Source organism: bacterium, from assembly GCA_020444065.1.
Lineage (GTDB): Bacteria > Sumerlaeota > Sumerlaeia > SLMS01 > JAHLLQ01 > JAHLLQ01.
Genome location: JAHLLQ010000006.1, coordinates 256402 through 273877 on the forward strand (window position 1 = coordinate 256402; position 17476 = coordinate 273877).

A 17476-nucleotide genomic window follows, 5' to 3' on the forward strand; every position below is an offset into this window, starting at 1 on the left:
TTCCCGGGTTTCCGATCATGGCTGAAGCCAGTACCCGCGTGTTGCTCGACCGCACGACCATCCGGCTGGATGGCAGACCCTTCTTCGCGTTCGCTGCCCGGATCTTCCTGACTCCTCCAGAGAAGATAGACGAAGCCGTTTGCGATCTGGCGGAAGCCGGTTTCACCGCGGTGATGTCTCCCCCGGCCAGCCCCGGCAACCGCAAGACGGTAGAGACGCTGTTCGATGCTGCAGGAAACTATGGGCTGCTGGTAATTCTGGCGGCGGAACCGCGCATGCCCGAGCCGGCCGTCTTCCTGGCGGCTCAGTACAAGCATCGCCCCGAGCTTCATTCCTACTACCTGCCATTGCGCGAGGATTCCGAGAAGGCCTTTGCGGAATTCTGTTCCGAACGAGATCACCTGCGCGCGCAGGATCTGTTTCATCCAATCTGGACGCCGCGTCCTGCTTCGGTTCCGCTCAGCCGATGGCTCGATGCGGTCGAGGTTCACTCAGTGGCGCAGACACTTGGCGGTCCATTTCCGCGACGGGTGGAATCGGAAGGCCAGTTTCTTCTCACTCAAATCGTTGAAGAATGTGCGCGCCAGACGATCGGGCGGCCGCTGTTCTGTCACTCAATTCCAGTCGGAGTGCCGGACGCTGCCCGTGAGGCAGGCGTGTATGACTTTGATCCGTGGATCGAGCGACTGCCCTCCCGATCCAAGGACTGGCACCCGTATCTGACCGATCTGGGCAATCTTCCGCGCCGGGATTTCATGCCACCGGAACCGGATCTCCTGCGCCTGAGAACTTATGAGATCCTCGCGAACCGAGTGCGGGGAATTGTCGCAGACTTCTATGAGTTCATGCAGGGGCGCCCGCCGCTGACCGGTCGCGACCGCTTCTGCGAACTGGCGTGCATCGCCCAGGAAGTCGGCGCGTTGCATGATTTCTTCGCCGAAGGCCAACTGGTCCGCGCAGAGATTGAGACGGGACATCCCCGGTTGCGTGCCGCAATGCTGCATCATGGGGACGACATACTGATCATGCTGTGGCGAACAACCCAGGGCGATGAATACTGGGTCGACCCCAATGCCATGTCGCGCGTGGAGATCACGATTCGCCTGGAGTCGCACGTAGAGATGATGGCATGGCGGATGGATTTCCCTGCGGCACAGCCGATCGAGGTCGCGCGCGATCTAAAGGGGGCTGTTCGGCTTTATCTGCCGGAGGTCGACCTGACGGCTCTGATTCTGCTGACGCGGTCGAATCGCCGGCCGCGTGAACTGGCAGACGGCCTGCGAGATCGTCTGCCGCATGCCGCCTCGTACCGTGTGCAAGGTGCTGAGCTTCGTCTGCAGAAACACGAACTCATCGGGCAGGAGATGGCGTCCCAGGGTCGCGAGCTGCGGCAACCTCGCCTGCTTGAAGATGCTCGGGAGGCCGTCGCCCAGGCCCGAGAATTCCTTGACGAGGAAGACTACGTCCATGCCTGGGAATGTGCGAGTGCCGCGAATCGTCTGCTGCGTTTGATGGTCAATCGGGAGATGACGGAAACGCTCGGCATCAGGAAAGTGGAGCGCGACTCGCGTCTGGACTTGCTGCGCCGAAGTTTCTTCACGCTGCCCAGATTCTATCAGGAAGCTCAGCTACCCATAAAGAAAGAGCCGCTCGACTACACTTAGGTGCGAGCGGCTCGAAGAAGTCTCGTGCGATTGGGGATCAGCCCAGGTAGCCTTGGCCTTCCTTGCGTGTACCGGTCGTGATACCTTCAACCATCAGTCGAAGTTCTTCGGGGCTGGTCGCGTAGGCCAGTGCGTCCTCGTAGGAGACGAGATTCGCTTCGATGAGCTTATGAAGCGACTGGTTGAAGCTCTGCATCCCCCAGTGCGCGCCTTCCTCGATCGCGGGTAAGAGTTCAAGCGTCTTGCCCTCGTTGAGGAGTTTCTTGACGAGTGGCGTCGTGACGAGAAGTTCGACCGCCGGGACACGGCCCTGGCCCCGCTTCAGCGGAAGCAGACGCTGGCTGATGACGCCCTGCATGCCGAGGGCAAGCTCCATGCGAATCTGCTGGTGCAGGTACGCAGGGAAGAAGTTGATGATACGCTCGATCGTCTGCACCGCATCGATCGTGTGTAGCGTCGAAAGAACAAGGTGGCCGGTTTCCGCGGCCGCCACGGCGGTGTTCACGGTTTCCAGGTCGCGCATTTCGCCGATCAGGATCACATCTGGTGCCTGGCGCAAGACGTGGCGCAAGGCATCGCCGAATGTCTTCGTGTCGAAACCGACTTCGCGCTGGCTGATGATGGCGTGCTTGTCGCTGTGCAGGAATTCGATCGGATCCTCGATCGTCACGACGTGGCACTTCCGAACGTCGTTGATGTGGTTGATCATTGCGGCCAGGGTCGTTGACTTGCCAGAGCCGGTGGTTCCGGTGACCAGCACAAGGCCACGGTGTTTCTCCGAAAGCACGCGAACGGTATCGGGTAGGTGGAGGTCGGAGAACTTGAAGTTCGGCCGGGTGATGTGGCGGAAGACCATCGCCACGGAACCGCGCTGGCGGAACAGGTTAACGCGGAAACGCCCAACGCCGGTCACGCCGATGGCAAGATCCATCTCGGGAATCTTCTCAAAAGCAGTAATCTGCTCCTCGGTCATCATGCCGTAGGCGAGGTCCTGAACGTCCTCGATGGTCATCTCGGAATAGTCCATAGCGCGAATGATCCCGTCGACGCGCAGGTGAGGGGGAACGCCGGCTTTCAGGAAGAGGTCGGACGCGCCACGATCCACCATTTCTTGCAACAGATCTTCGAGACGAATGGCAGGCATGCACAGATCTCCTTAGTGCCCCGCGGGGCTGTTTCATTCCCTTCGATTCTGGCCTTCGCCCTCAGCGATGTCAGCAGAAAAAAGGCGGTTGTGCCTGGCAACGGGACAGGATTATCAAGACCTCCTGCCCAGGGAGAGAACACATGCCAATCATCGCGGATGCTCTGAAGGCCATCAAGGAAACTCGCTTCGACCGTGCAGAGGAGCTCTTCACGGAACTTGAGAAGGATCAGGCTAAGCGGTCTGAAGTTCTGGCACACAGGGCCTGGATGTACCGAGCTCTAGGGCGATATGAGGAAGCTCGACGGGACTACGAGGCGCTGGTTTCGATCCCATCCGATGACCTTTTGGTCCACGCTCTGCATGCGGATGCCGTGCGCCTGTGTGGCGAAGTGGACGAGGCTGCCAGGCTGGCTGTCGGGATTCTGGCGAAGGACCCTTTTCAAGCGCTCGCATGCACGGTCGTTCGCTCCTGCCAGGATGCAAAGGGCGTGACGACGCCCCTCCCGCCTATTGAACCGGGTCCGGAAAATGTCCCGCCTCATATTCCCTGGAACAAGGGCATCGCTGCCATCGAGTCCTCCCCTGACAGCTATCCGACATCGTCCTATCCGGAGGTCGGACGCTTTCTGTATGGGTTTGTGCGTGCCCTGCGGCCTTCGATTATCGTCGAGACGGGGACGTTCATTGCACTCTCCTCGCTCTGTATGGCACAGGGATTAGAGGAAAACGGCTTCGGCCACCTGCACTCCTTTGACCTCTTCATGAACCGCCCCGGCTGGGTCTCGCCGGTGATCGGAAGGTGCGATGATGCTCTCCAGGTCGCCAGGGCGCACATCGAACATGGGGGGCTTTCTCACCGAGTGACGTTCCACAAAGGCGATTCTTCCTCAACCATTCGTGAGGCATTTGCGGGGAAGACGGATTGCGTGGACCTGGCCTTCATCGATGGGGACCACACGATCAAAGGAGCCTTACGCGACTGGGAAGCCATCCATCCGCTGATCAAGGAAGGCGGATTCATTCTGCTGCACGACACGGTCCCGGAGAAGTGCAACTGGATGGGACCGGAGTACCTGATGGTTGAGCTCGGGAAGCGCTGGCCCAAGGCCTATCGTTGGGTCAATGTTCCGACGCCCGAGGGATTTGGTATCGGGATTATTCAGAAGATCGCCCATGTCGATGCCAAGGCATGGCGCCCGCCGCTCATGGAGCTGTTCTTCGAAGAACTCCATCGAAAACGTATGGATCGCAAGATGCAAAAAGAGACCTAGTCAGATCGGTCGGCCCCGGTTGTCGCGGTCTCACTGTACCGGTCGTGCTTCGCGGCCTCTCTTCGCCATAAGTAGACAAAGCCGCGAATTGGATAACCACGCGGATCCAAAGCCTCGGACTGGTAGGTGTGACGCTTCACAAGTCCCTGATAGAGGGCATTAATCTGGGCATCGTGGCCGTGAAGGATCTGCTTCGCGAACAGCTTCGGAAAGACATACTCATGATAGCGGCGCGCCACGGTCGCGACGAAGTCGGCCACCTGAAGGCCGCAGGCATCCTGCGGGCGCTGGATCAAGGGATAGCCAACCAGGCCACATCGGCCTGCATCGGGATTCCCGAGAAGCTCCGTCTGAATGTCACACAGAATGTCCAGTTCCTCTGGCCGCCCGGGCGGGATCACGATGGTACCAGTAGTCTCTCGTTCGGCCAGGAGTTGAGTGATTGGCGCGAGAAGGTACTGATAGGAGAGCGGCAGGAGCCAGCGGCTGTGCGCAGGGCGATCGGTCGTGGCCTTGTCGACCACGACGAGGAAGAACCGCGCATCGAGCCCCGATACGATCCGCAGGAATCCTTTGCAGAGTCCCAGCGTCCAGCCCTTCTCTGCATTGCGAGGATGGAGCAGTGTATTCGCATCGAGCATGGGCGCGTGCGTTGTGGCGTCTCGATTGAAGGACCTGAGAAGGCCATTCAATCGGATCTGGAGCGATCTCCACTTGATGTCCGGGATTGCGACACCTGCAAGCGTCCAAAACCTCCCGGCCGCCCCATCAACGGGCTTGCCGGATTGCTGCATATAGATGAAGTCCATCAGTTCTCACTTCCGCCCAGAGCTTGTTCGGTCCCAGTCCCAAGGGCCTCCAAAGGCAAGAGCTCCACTCGCCTCGTTCACCAAAGATCAAATGCGACTTTGTGATTCTTCACATGTTCAAATACACACCTAATAAGATAGTCTGTCAGAAGTCCACCCTGATTTTGCGAACATGCGAAAAAATCGTATCTTCACCGACAACCCAGTAATCATTGCGCACTGAGAGTATATTTGACGCACACCGACCGCCAATTCTTCCCACTTTGGCGTTTCCAATTGAACCTGTGCATCGGACTTGCCCATGTTCCGGGTATCGGGAAATGGAGCCACCTGTTCCCCGCAGAATCCTTTCATGTTGAAGGCTCCCGTGGAGTTTCGTTCTCAACCTCTTCGCCAGTCGCCACGATTCGCGTTTCGCAAGCGCGCCAGCGCCGTCGTGCTGATTGCAATCGCCGTTGTCTTCGTCGGTCGTGTGGCGTGGCTGACCACGGTCCAGGGCGATCGCTATGCCGAGGCTGCCGAAGACAATCTTCAGTCTCTTCGCCGACTGGAGGCTCCACGCGGGAATATCCTCGATCGCAACGGCGAACCACTTGCACTCAACCGCAAAGCCTATTCCATAACATTCTCTCGATATCGCCTTTCGCGCGCGGAGGTCGCTCAGTCGCTCCGTGATCTGGGTGAATTGCTCGATGAAGATCTGAGCGGCCGTGTGGACGAAATCATGGAGACGCGGCCCTCGTGGACGCGCCATCGACTCGCGCGACATCTGACGCAGAGCCAGGTCGTTCCGATTCTCGAGCGCCCGGAGGATTTCCTGGGCATGCGCGTAGCGGCCGATTTCCAGCGCGAGTATCCGCACGGCTCCGCAATGGCGCCGGTGCTGGGATTCCTTGGCAAGATTCAACCGGCTGAGGTCGAGATCTACACAAGGCCCTTGTACTTGCCGGACGCCTACGTCGGACGAATGGGGCTCGAGGCGCAGTATGAAGATCGGCTTGTGGGCAAGCCGGGGCGCGAGCGATTGCGACGCGATGCCCGCGGGCGGCTCTTGGCCGATCCAAATGTCGAGCAGCCGGCGCGGCCGGGCGATGATCTCGTCCTGACCATCGATCAGCAATTGCAGGAGTTTGCCTTCGAGAAACTCGGGCCTGATAAGGGTTCCGTTGTCGTTATGGATGTCGGTTCCGGCGAAGTGTTGGCGTTGGTGTCGTCGCCGAGCTTCGATCCAGAGCGCCCCTGGCTGAGTGAGATCGCCGACCAGCCTGTCTCGTATCTGAACCGTTCGGTGCAGGGCGGCTACCCGCCGGCGTCGACGTTTAAATTGGTTTCAGCCTCGGCCGCCCTGAAGGCCAATCTCTCCCCCACCGAGACGCGTGTCTGCCGCGGACATTATGAATTGCCCGGCTGGGGTCGTCCGTACTGGTGCGATGCGAGATCGGGACATGGTCCGACGAATCTGCACCACGCGATTCAGTGGTCGTGCAACGCGTACTTCTACGAGGTTGCTCACGAGATCGGCGGCGATCGCATTCTTGCCGCGGCGAGGGATTTCGGATTCGGTGATGTGACGGGGATCGATCTTCCGGGCGAACGCGCGGGAGCATTGATGAAAGATGGAAAGCATCCTAACGATGGGGAGACACTAAATATCGCAATCGGACAGGGCGCGTTGATCGCGACGCCACTGCAGGTTGCGGTCGCGTATGCGGCGCTGGCAAACGGCGGCGAACTCGTGCGTCCCCGAGTCGTGCGAGAGATTCATCCCGGCGATGGCCGCGCAGCGGAGATGCTACCGACTCGAACAAACGGGCGGATTTCGCTGAGCACACTGGAGCGCCAACGTCTGATCGCGGCATTCTACGATGTCGTCAATGCACCGGGCGGAACGGCTTATCGCGTCGGCTTCGAGCCGCATTGGGAAGTCTGCGGGAAGACGGGAACCGCCGAGAACGGCCGCGGCGGACTGGATGCGTGGTTTGCAGCGTTCTACCCCCGCAGCGCACCCCGATACGTGGTCATCACGCACTTGGAAGAGGCCGACGCCCACGGCGGCGAAGTGGCCGCGCCTCTGGCCCGCGATATCATTGCTTTCCAACATGGCGAGTATGTCGAACCGACAGAGTCGGACGAGATGATGCTCAGCGACATGCTCGACGAGTAGTCCCGTTTGCACTTGCCGGATTCAAAACCTGACAGATAGGCTAGCTCCCGATGCGAACTTCGACCCGAACCAGATTCGCCGTGCAGCTTCTCTTCGCCGTGCTCCTCGCGGGATGCGCGCACGGGCCCGACTTCGATCCGCAGGCTCCTTTCGAAGAGACCTACGCACAGGCTGTCGCCGCCCTGAACGCCAATGACTTCGGTGCGGCGGAAGAAGGATTCCGCATGGCGCTGAAGAAGAATCCGCGCCACGCGAATTGCCACTACTATCTCGGGACTCTTCTGGCGAGGCGGGGTGAGGAGGAGATGGCGATCGTCGGACTGGAGCGCGCGATCGAACTGGAGCCGGCTTTCCCGGAGGCCTACTATAATCTGGGAACTCTGCGGATGAATCGCGGCGATCTGGATCTTGCGATCAAGCTGCTCGAAGAATCCATCCGGCTGAATCCGGACTACCCGCCGACCTATGTGAATTTGGGGAAGGCCTATTTCCTGGCCGGCTCACTCGAGTTGGCGGGTGCAGCCTACGAAGAAGCGCTGAGCCGCGATCCGGACAGCATTCCCGCGTTGGCAAACCTCGAGATGTTGGCGCGAGGGGCCGGCGAGGAGGAGCAGGCGCGCGAGTACGAACGTCGCCTCGAGGAAGCACGTTCCAAATCCAACCACTGAAGGATTACCAATGACCTTCCGTTTTGTCCTTGTTCTGACATTGCTCATTTCGCTGGCGAGCACCGCCTTGGCCCAGGATGCCATCGATCTGCGCCAGGAGCGCTTGAATCGCTTGCTGGCCGATTATCCAACCGTGCAAACGGAACGGCGCGGCGATGACCTGGTACTGCTGGGATGGGCGAAGGATGCGTCCGAACGCGCGAAGATTGATGCGATCCTGGCAGCCGAGGAAGGCGTGATCGATCTGACGACAGAGGACATCGCCGCATCGGACCGGATGATCGAAATCGATGTGATCATCGTCGTCGTGGGCGATACGATCACGGAAAGCACGGGATTCGATTTCCTGCAATTGATCAACATCCAGTCGCAATTCTTTGCCGCGCGCCACAAGCGTGACGGCACCGGTTTTCAGGGTCCGTCGGCGTTTGGCGCGGTCCTTGAAGATACGCAGTGGGGCGGCCTGTTTGCGGCGGCGGTGGATTACAATGTCACGATCGCGAATGCGAGCGATGAATCCGTGCGCGTGCTGGCTCGCCCGCACCTGACAACGCTGAATGGTCAGGAAGCCCACTTCCTCTCCGGCGGCGAAATCGTGTTCAAGGTCACCGGCATCGAGAGCGGCGATATCAAGCCGTATCCGTTCGGTATTCGCCTGGATGTCACGCCGACGATCCTGAAGTCACGCACCAGCGAAGGTGAAGAGCAAGTGCTGCTGAAAGTTTCGGCCGAACGCACCAGCGTACTGGGAAGATTGCTGGCGTCTGAGACGAACGACGATGTGAACTTCGACAAGACCACGGTCTCCAGCCAGGCCGTGCTGCGCATGAACGAAACGCTGATTCTCAGCGGCCTGTACCTGCGGGAATACCGCGAGCGAAAGTCCGGCTTCCCCTACCTGCGCGATGTCCCTGTTCTGAAGTATCTCTTCTCCAACGAGACCGACGTAGATGATGTACAGAGTGCGGTGATCTTCCTGACACCACGAGAGCCTGGCAAGATCAACGAGGAACTTCAGAAGAACACACAGGCATTCCTCGATCGCCGGGAAGAGTACGTGGAGGCTCGCAATAGGGGCCCTGAGGCCATTGCCGAATTCAAGCAGCGTCACCCGGACTGGTACAAGCCTCAGCCGAACAAGTACGCGACGCACATCTATCTGTCGAACAACAGCGATGTGTACCGCGCCATTCGCGGCGAGGATTTGAGTACGGAAGGCTTGCGTCGGGATATTCTGTCGGTGCCAACGGCCGAAGAGGCTCGCAAGAAGCGAGACTGAAAGCCTTCGACCTAGAAATACCCGGAAAACCTGTACATCAAGCCAAGCAGGAACTCGACGACCACAAGTACACGAAGAAGTGACTTCCCTTTCCCCTCGTACTGCGAAAAGGCGTACCAGACTTTTGTCAAGCTGCAGCAGCAACAACAGATAAGAACAAGGATGCGAACCCACCTGCTTTCCGACTCATCCGTAATCGCATGGATGAGACACCAGATCCATGTCCCGAGAAACAGGATGAAAATGCCCCCTGACAGAATCATGCCGGCGATCGAGATTTCCTCGGAACCGCCGTCATTGAGAATGCTGTCCAGGATCCGAGAAAGCTCATCTGGCATCTCGGACGATCCCGTATCCGAGGCATCCCCATCCTCGGAAATAGTATCGTACCCCGCCACCCCCTCGTTCCAATCGCCCGAGGGGTTCATTTCTGCGCCTGGGAGGTTGTTGCGATCGTAGCCGAGATTGCTTTCCTGATAGTTCTTGTATGTATCGGGGAGCGGAGCGGCATCGAAGGCGGGGTGATTGCCTTTGCTCTCCCCCGGCTGCATTGTGATCACGGCCGTCCCTTTGAGGGGAAATGCCTGTGTCCTGTTCTCGGGGATCAGTTGAAATTCGCCATCCTTGTATCCCAGGATGGTCACGTTCTCATAGACTCGCCGGCCACCGACTTGAGTAGGTGTCGCGAGGTGATAAGTGCGCCCCTCGCCATTGTCGCCGATCTCCAAACTGATCACGCGGCTCAGTTCCACCGGATAGGTGGCGGCGTCGGGGCTGGGTTTGACGTTCAGGACGAGATGATTGTCCGCGTCCAACTCCGCACTGTGGATGATGACATTGTCGAAGGTATTGCTGGTGCCGTCCTTCATGTCCACGACGAGGCGATCCGCCCCCGCAATCATGGGGATCAGCATGCAGACAAGAAGAAGTGCGCCCTTGATCAGGGCTAGGCGCGCCAATCCTGGAAATCGTCTCGTAGTGATCTGAGACACCAGTCTCTGCCCCTCCGGCAGCACATGATTTGACCTACTGTTCATGCAAAATGCTGGCATGCGCATGGAGGGGTCCAGGGAAAATCGCAGTGATGACCACAAAACTCCGGATCACCCCGGTCTAATTCCTGCTCCGGGGGACGATTGCCCTTTGACGTGGAGTGGCAGTCTGTGCACCCTTGCGCGCCCCTGGCCGAGAGCCGGGGAGTTTTTGTGAAGATCGAGAGTTATGACCGCTGTAGAGAACATCCGAAATCTGGCCATCATTGCCCACATCGATCATGGGAAAACGACCCTGATCGACTCCATTTTCCGCGCTGCCCAGGTGTTCCGCGAGAACGCCCGCCTGGAAGAGCGCCTGATGGACAACAACGAACTGGAGCGCGAGCGCGGCATTACCATTCGCTCGAAGCACTGTACGGTCGAGTGGGATGGGCACTTGATCAACATCGTTGATACGCCCGGTCACGCGGATTTCAGCGGCGAAGTCGAACGCGTGCTCTCGATGGTGGACTCGGTCCTTCTGCTGGTTGACGCCAACGAAGGCCCGATGCCCCAGACGCGCTACGTTCTGATGCGCGCCCTGCGCCTGGGCCTGCGCCCGATCGTGATCGTCAACAAGGTCGATCGGCCGAATGCCATGCCGGACGAAGCGCTGAACAAGACGTTCGATCTCTTCATCGAACTCGGCGCAACGGACGAGCAGGCCGACTTTCCGGTCCTTTACGGGTCGGGACTGGATGGATGGCTGGTGCGTGAGTTGGAAGACGATAGCTCGACCAAGGGAATGAAGGAACTCTTCGAGACGATCATCGAAAAGGTCCCCGCTCCGGAGGCCGACCTGGATGCACCATTCCGGATGCAGATCAGCACACTCGCCTGGAGCGAATTCATCGGCCAGATCGGCTGCGGCCGTGTCCTGAGTGGACGTCATCGCCTCGGCCAGCACTTCGCCCGCACCGCAACTCGCTGGCGGGATTATGTCCGCCAGGAAGGCGAGTGGGACGTGGTCGACACGTTTAACGAACGCTCTGCGCATGTGTGGGTGACGCGCGGCTTAGAACGCCTCGCTGTCGAAGAAGTCTCAGCGGGCGACATCGTATGGATCGCAGGTCCCGAAGAGATCAACATCGGAGACACGTTTTCGTCTCCCGACTTCCACGAGCCGGCATTGCCGCCCTTGGAAATCGAGGAGCCTACGCTGAGCATGTTGTTCTGCGTCAACAGCGGTCCGTTCGCTGGCGATGAAGGCAAAGCCGCCACGATGCGCATGATTCGCGAACGTCTTGAGCGCGAACTGCACGTCAATGTTGCCCTTCGCATGGAGGACGTTGGCCGCGCCGATGCCGTGAAGGTCTCCGGCCGTGGTGAGTTGCACCTGGCGATCCTGATCGAAGAAATGCGCCGCGAAGGATTCGAGTTCTGCGTCTCCCGCCCCGAAGTGATTACGACACACGATGACGAGCACAACTTGCTGGAGCCGATTGAGCAGTTGATTATCGACGTTCCGGAAGACTACCAGGGCATCGTGATTGAGAAGTTGTCCAACCGTAAGGCCGAGTTGTCCAACATGGAAAACACGGGCACGGGTATTATGCGAATTGAGTTCACGATTCCGACGCGCGGGTTGATCGGGTATCGCAGCGACTTCCTGACCGATACGCGCGGGCTTGGAATCATGTCGTCCCGCTTCCTTGGTTATGGCCCGTGGCGCGGCGACTTCTCATCCCGCAACCGTGGCAGCATGGTCAGCATGGATATCGGCGCCGCAACGACGTACTCGCTGGAGAATCTCCAGACGCGCGGCACGCTGTTCGTGAAGCCGATGGATCGCGTTTATGCCGGGATGATCGTGGGCGAAAACTCGCGTCCAGGTGATATGCCCTGCAATCCGACGAAGCGCAAACACGTCACGAATCACCGCTCCTCGACAAAGGAAATCGATGTCGGACTGAAGGTGCCACGCGAGATGACGCTCGACCAGGCACTTGAGTGGATCGCCGAGGATGAGCTTGTGGAAGTGACTCCCGAGAGTGTCCGCGTGCGAAAGGCGATCCTCGATGCGGAAGAGCGCAAGAAAGATGAGAAGCGCCGCAAGATGATGTCGGAAGCAGCGACTGCGTAAGTTCCTGCAGACTTCTCCCACTAAAGTCCAAGCCCGCGACCACTAAGGATCGCGGGCTGGCCACCTGGCACTGAGCAGTTCGTCCTGCGGTGGACAGGACGAATTCTTGATTTACTGCTTCTTCTCGCGCAATGGAGACGGATCGCTGGCGAGTTCGATCAGGCGGCGGACGACCTGCTCTCGCTGGCCGTCCAGGAAAGGCGAATGGTCCATCAGGTCGAGAAACTTAAGACCGTGGCCCGCCAACCATAAGATTGCCGCATCAGCCTTGAACTCGCTCCTCTTCCCCCACAGTTGCTCTTCGAATTCCTCGAATCGATCATTGACTTCATGCAGGATCCCGGGCTCGTTTGCAACGGCGGCGAGCAGTGCGATTCCCATTTCCCGATTCTTCATCGGGCTGTGTTCCGATTCCAAAGTGGCCCGGAGGTGGAGTTCCAATTCCGTCTGGTATTGCCCGGCGAGCCGATCGCGTTCCTTATCACATGCCGCAACGATGGCATCGATGTGCGCGGCAAGAATCTCTGCGATGAGTTCCCGTTTCGATTTGAAGTGATAGAGTAAGCCACCCTTGCTGACTCCGGCTTCCTGAGCCACGGCGTCCAGCGTCAGGTGCCCTGCGCCATCGCGAGAGGCAATTGTCTCCGCGGCCTTCAGGATACGCTCTCTTGAACTTGGTCGACCCATCGTTCTTCCATCTCCTTCCTGCCCGAGTCTACTTCTGCGCAACCACTGCGGTGTCGGCGATATCGGCGCCGCCGCCAAGCACGGAGAAAAGACTCACCTGGTTTGCGACCTTGGCGTATCGAAGCGCCAAGAGTCCCTGTTCCGCTGCATAGAGCGAACGCTGTGCATCGAGGACGCCGAGGTAATTGTCCAACCCCTTCTCGTAGCGCAATGTGGCCAGTCGATGTGTGTGCTCTACCGACTCGACGACGTTCTCCTGTGCGGCGATTTGTTCGTCGATGGTTCCGCGCACGGCCAGTGCGTCGGCCACTTCGCGGAACGCGTTCTGGATGGCTCGTTCGTACTGAACAACGGCGATCTTCTGCTGAGATTTGCTGACCTTAAGCGCAGACCAGGTGCGAGCATCGAAAATCGGCATCACAATGTTCGGGACGAAGCTCCAGGTCTCGGTCCCCTGCTCGAACAGGCGATTGAGATCATTACTGGCAGTGCCGAGCGTGGTTGTGAGTGAGATCCGCGGGAAGAACGCTGCCCGCGCCGCGCCGATGTTGGCGTAGGAACCCTTCAGGGAAGCCTCGGCCTGCAAGACATCCGGACGGCGAAGCAGGACTTCCGAATTGAGGCCCGGTTCCAATGCCTTCGGCGCGGCCACGCCTTCGAGACTGTCCGGAAGCAGACTGTCAGGAACCGGCGCCCCGACGAGGAACTCGAGCGCATTCCTGTCCTGCGCGATCATTTGTGCGTAACTCGCGAGGTCCTTGCGGGCGGAGTCCACCGGCGTCTTTGCGCGATAAAGGTCAAGCTCTGTCGCCACGCCGGCGTCGAACTGCCGCTGCACGATTCGCAGTGCGTGCTCCTGGGTTTCCAGAGTCTCGCGTGCGAGTTGAAGGTTCTCAAGGTCGGTCGCCATCGCCAGGTAGGTCTGCGCGACGGACGACGTCAGAAGGATCTCGGTGCTCTTCCGCGCGTGCTCGCTGGCAAGGAACTCTTGCAGCCCTTCGTCTTTCAAGCTGCGCAGGCGGCCGAAGAAGTCCAGTTCCCACGAAAGGATGCCGAGGTCTACGCTGTACTGATTGACATTTCGAGGAGCGCCGACACCGACCAGGTCGCCCGAGAGGCGCTGCTTCGACATCGTGCCGGCTGCAGAGACGGTCGGAAGCAACTCGCGCTGCTTGATTCCGTAGAGCCCTCGCATCTGTTCGACATTCAGAGCGGCGATCTGGAGGTCCCGGTTGTTCTCCAGAGCCATCTCAATGACTTGGCACATGTTGTCATCGACGAAGTACTCTCGCCATGAGATGTCCGGGGCTTCGATCGTCGGCGTGGTGTATTCGTCGTACGCTGCTCCCGCGGGCCACTGATCCGGAACGGGCGCATCTGGGCGCTCGTACTTCGGAGCGAGACTGCATGCCGTCAGGGCGACTGTCGCCAGCGCGGTCAGGAAGAGGGAAGTGATGCGTGCGCTTTTCATGTCAACTCACCTTCGGGCAAACTCGGAGTATCGGAGGGTTCATCTTCTTCTGATTCGCTCTTCTTCTTCCTTCGCTCGAAGAGTTGCACGATGAGTACGAAGAACAACGGGATGAAGATGAGGTCGATGAATGTGGCGGAGACCATGCCGCCGGTAACAGCCGTGCCGATGGCTTTCATCGCGCCGGCACCCGCGCCGACCGCGATGGCCAGCGGCAAGGTACCGAAGAAAAATGCCAGCGACGTCATGATAACCGGGCGGAAACGAATGCGAACGGCGGCCAGTGTAGCTTCGCGCAATGGCATGCCTTCGCGCCGCTGTTCCTTGATGAACTGGATGATCAGAATGGCGTTCTTGGTGGACAGACCGAGCGTCGTGAGGAACCCGATCTGGAAGTACACGTCGTTGGACAAGCCACGCAGCGTTGTTGCAGCCAGGGCACCAAGCACGCCGAGTGGCAGCATCAGAAGGTTCACGAATGGAATTGTCCAACTCTCGTAGAGCGCAGCCACGCAAAGGAAGATCACGAGCAGCGAGAACGCGTACAGGATCGGCCCCTGAGCCGTGGTGATGCGTTCCTGGTAAGAGAGTCCCGTCCAGTCGTACCCGACGCCCTGGGGCAGCTTGTCGACGATTTCTTCCATCGCCTGCATCGCCTCGCCGGAGCTGCGTCCTGGCGCGGCCTGGCCCCAGATGTTGAGCGATGGGAATCCATTGAAGCGTTCGAGGCGCGGCGAGCCGGATGCCCAGCGCGTCGTTGCGAACGAACTGAACGGCACCATCTTGCCTTCATTGTTGCGCACGTACAGGTTCTCCAGATCCTTTGGCGCCATGCGGTATTCCGCGTCCGCCTGCGCATAGACACGCTTCACACGTCCGCTCTGGATGAAGTCATTGACGTACGAGCTTCCGAATGCCGTGGAGATCGTCTGGTGAATCGAAGAGATCGGGATGCCCAAGGCACCGGCTTTCTCCCAATCCACGTCGACTCGGAATTCAGGAACGTCCTCGAGACCATTCGGGCGAACGCTGGCCAGACGCGGGTCCTGCATCGCCATGCCGAGGAACATATTCCTGGCCTGCATCAGCTCATCGTGGCCGATGCCGCCACGATCCAGGAGTTCGAAGTCCTGTCCTTGAGCGGTGCCAAGCTCGACAATCGACGGCGGCAGGAATGTGAAGACAATCGCGTTGCGGATTGACGACAAGCCCGCCATCGCGCGGCCCGCGATTGCCGGCGCACGGAGGTCCGGGCGCTTCCGCAGTTCCCAGTCCTTCAGCTTGATGAAGACCATCGCGTTGTTCTGGGCGCGTCCGGAAAAGCCCATGCCGGCAATCGTCAGAACCGATTCAACTCCTTCTTTTTCGTTCTGCTCGAAGTACGTGCGGACCTGGTCGGCAACTTCTTGAGTCTGCTCGAGCGTGCTGCCGGTCGGAAGCATCATCTGCGTCAGCAGAATGCCCTGATCTTCCTGCGGCACGTAGCTCGTCGGCAGGCGATGGAACAGGTAACCGACACCTGCGACGAGGATCAGATAGAGAGCGATGTAGCGAAACATCTTGCGCAGCGAGTGTCCGACAAGCCCGACGTAGCGATCGCGGATCCAGAAGAAGACGCGATCGAATCCCATCAGGAACGGTCGGATCAGGAACCATGCGCTCTCTGCAGGCTCGTGGCCTTTGGGAATAGGCTTTAGCAGCGTCGCGCAAAGCACTGGCGTCAGGATCAACGCAACAATCACTGACAAGAGCATCGACGCAACGATGGTGACGGAGAACTGGCGATAGATGACGCCAGTGGAGCCGCCAAAGAATGCCATGGGTCCGAACACAGCCGACAGGACAAGGCCAATGCCGATCAGCGCACTCGTGATCTGATCCATCGACTTTGCAGTCGCTTCACGCGGCCCGAGGCCCTCTTCGCTCATGATGCGTTCGACGTTTTCCACCACGACGATCGCATCGTCGACGAGAAGTCCGATGGCTAGTACCATCGCAAACATCGTCAGCATGTTAATCGAGAATCCGAACAGGCCGAGACATGCGAATGTTCCGAGCAACACGACCGGCACGGCGATCGTTGGAATCAACGTCGCGCGCAGGTTGCCCATGAATAGCCACATCACAAGGAAAACAAGAACGATGGCCTCGATGAGCGTCTTGATGACTTCGTAGATCGAGACCTTCACAAACGGTGTCGTGTCGTACGGATAGGTAACCTTCATGCCCGATGGGAAGTAGTTGCTCATTTCCGCCATCTTGGCCTTCACGGAATTGGCCGTATCGACCGCGTTTGCGCCGGGGGCCTGACGGACCGCTAGGGCCGCCGCAGGCTTTCCATTATCGAAGACTTGAACGTCGTAGAACTCCGTCCCCAGTTCCGTGCGACCAATGTCACTGACTCTGACGATCGAGCCATCGGGGTTCACGCGAATCGGAATCGACGCGAATTCCTCCGGCGTTTGAAGGAGGTTCTGCACGACAATCGATGCGTTCAGGCGCTGGCCCTCAACGGCGGGCAAAGCACCAAACTGACCAGCGGAGATCTCGACATTGTAAGCTCTCAAGGCCGTCACGACGTCGCCGACGGTCAACGCGTAGCTGGTCAACTTCTCCGGGTTCAGCCAGATGCGCATGGCGTATTGCGAACCGAATGTTTCGACTTCGCCGACGCCAGGGACACGCGCGAGCACCTTCTCGATGTTCGAGGCGGCGTAATCGCGAAGATCCTCGCCCTTCATGTTCGGATCTTCGGAAACCAAACCGATAATCATCAGGTAATTGCGCGTCGACTTGCTGACCTTAACACCCGAGCGCTGCACCGCTTCCGGCAAGCTCGGCATGGCCAACTGCAGCTTGTTCTGCACCTTCGCCCAGGCCAGATCGGGATCGGTTCCTGCGCGGAAGGTCAATTCGATACGCGAGGCACCGGCGGAATCGCTCGTCGCGGACATGTAGAGCATGTCCTCGAAACCAGTCATCTTCTGCTCGATGATCTGGGTCACGCTGTCCTCGACCGTTTGCGCCGAACCGCCTGGATAGAAGGCATCGATCGCAATCGATGGTGGCGCGATGGGGGGATACTGAGAGATTGGCAGCTTGTAGATCGCGAGGCCGCCCAGCACCATGATGCCGATGGCGATTACCCACGCAAAGACGGGCCGATCAAGGAAGAATCTCGATAACATGACGTCTCTCC

General features: G+C 59.1%; 12 protein-coding genes. 6 read left to right on the top strand and 6 right to left on the bottom strand.

Annotated features, from left to right (window positions below; all coding sequences use genetic code 11):
- Nucleotides 1–17: 17 nt before the first annotated feature.
- Nucleotides 18–1664 (top strand): hypothetical protein, encoded by a 1647-nt coding sequence (locus KQI84_15325; protein ID MCB2156246.1) that lies wholly within the window; start codon nt 18–20, stop codon nt 1662–1664.
- Nucleotides 1665–1701: 37 nt separating this feature from the next.
- On the opposite strand, the gene KQI84_15330 is transcribed toward KQI84_15325, so the two are convergent.
- The gene (locus KQI84_15330) at nt 1702–2799 is read right to left on the bottom strand and encodes a PilT/PilU family type 4a pilus ATPase (protein ID MCB2156247.1); all 1098 of its coding nucleotides are present in this window, start codon (nt 2797–2799) and stop codon (nt 1702–1704) included.
- Nucleotides 2800–2951: 152 nt separating this feature from the next.
- Here KQI84_15330 and KQI84_15335 point away from each other — a divergent pair, with 152 nt between their 5' ends.
- On the top strand, nt 2952–4082 hold the full coding sequence (locus tag KQI84_15335; GenBank protein ID MCB2156248.1) for a class I SAM-dependent methyltransferase: 1131 nt from the start codon (nt 2952–2954) through the stop codon (nt 4080–4082).
- On the opposite strand, the gene KQI84_15340 is transcribed toward KQI84_15335, so the two are convergent.
- On the bottom strand, nt 4079–4891 hold the full coding sequence (locus tag KQI84_15340; protein ID MCB2156249.1) for a hypothetical protein: 813 nt from the start codon (nt 4889–4891) through the stop codon (nt 4079–4081). The genes KQI84_15335 and KQI84_15340 overlap by 4 nt on opposite strands.
- Nucleotides 4892–5258: 367 nt before the next feature.
- Here KQI84_15340 and mrdA point away from each other — a divergent pair, with 367 nt between their 5' ends.
- From mrdA to KQI84_15355, 3 genes are read left to right on the top strand one after another with little or no spacing between them, the layout of a single operon-like run.
- Nucleotides 5259–7055 carry a penicillin-binding protein 2 gene (gene mrdA, locus KQI84_15345; protein ID MCB2156250.1) on the top strand — a complete coding sequence of 599 codons (1797 nt, stop codon included), beginning with the start codon at nt 5259–5261 and terminating at the stop codon, nt 7053–7055.
- A gap of 50 nt (nt 7056–7105) precedes the next feature.
- On the top strand, nt 7106–7723 hold the full coding sequence (locus KQI84_15350) for a tetratricopeptide repeat protein (protein MCB2156251.1): 618 nt from the start codon (nt 7106–7108) through the stop codon (nt 7721–7723).
- Between the two features lie 10 nt (nt 7724–7733).
- Nucleotides 7734–9002 (top strand): type II and III secretion system protein, encoded by a 1269-nt coding sequence (locus tag KQI84_15355; GenBank protein ID MCB2156252.1) that lies wholly within the window; start codon nt 7734–7736, stop codon nt 9000–9002.
- 11 nt (nt 9003–9013) lie between these two features.
- Here the strand turns inward: KQI84_15355 and KQI84_15360 are convergent, their stop codons facing one another.
- Nucleotides 9014–9994 (bottom strand): hypothetical protein, encoded by a 981-nt coding sequence (locus KQI84_15360; protein MCB2156253.1) that lies wholly within the window; start codon nt 9992–9994, stop codon nt 9014–9016.
- Between the two features lie 229 nt (nt 9995–10223).
- Here KQI84_15360 and typA point away from each other — a divergent pair, with 229 nt between their 5' ends.
- Entirely contained in the window at nt 10224–12119 is a 1896-nt protein-coding gene (gene typA / locus KQI84_15365; GenBank protein ID MCB2156254.1) for a translational GTPase TypA, read from the top strand.
- Between the two features lie 111 nt (nt 12120–12230).
- On the opposite strand, the gene KQI84_15370 is transcribed toward typA, so the two are convergent.
- Genes KQI84_15370 through KQI84_15380 form a run of 3 tightly spaced genes read right to left on the bottom strand, consistent with a single transcriptional unit; the run spans nt 12231 to nt 17465 of the window.
- Nucleotides 12231–12806 carry a TetR/AcrR family transcriptional regulator gene (locus KQI84_15370; GenBank protein MCB2156255.1) on the bottom strand — a complete coding sequence of 192 codons (576 nt, stop codon included), beginning with the start codon at nt 12804–12806 and terminating at the stop codon, nt 12231–12233.
- A 28-nt stretch (nt 12807–12834) separates the two neighbouring features.
- Complete coding sequence (locus tag KQI84_15375) at nt 12835–14277, bottom strand: efflux transporter outer membrane subunit (GenBank protein ID MCB2156256.1); 1443 nt, start codon at nt 14275–14277, stop codon at nt 12835–12837.
- Complete coding sequence (locus tag KQI84_15380) at nt 14274–17465, bottom strand: efflux RND transporter permease subunit (GenBank protein ID MCB2156257.1); 3192 nt, start codon at nt 17463–17465, stop codon at nt 14274–14276. The genes KQI84_15375 and KQI84_15380 overlap by 4 nt, the downstream gene beginning before the upstream one ends.
- Nucleotides 17466–17476: the final 11 nt, after the last annotated feature.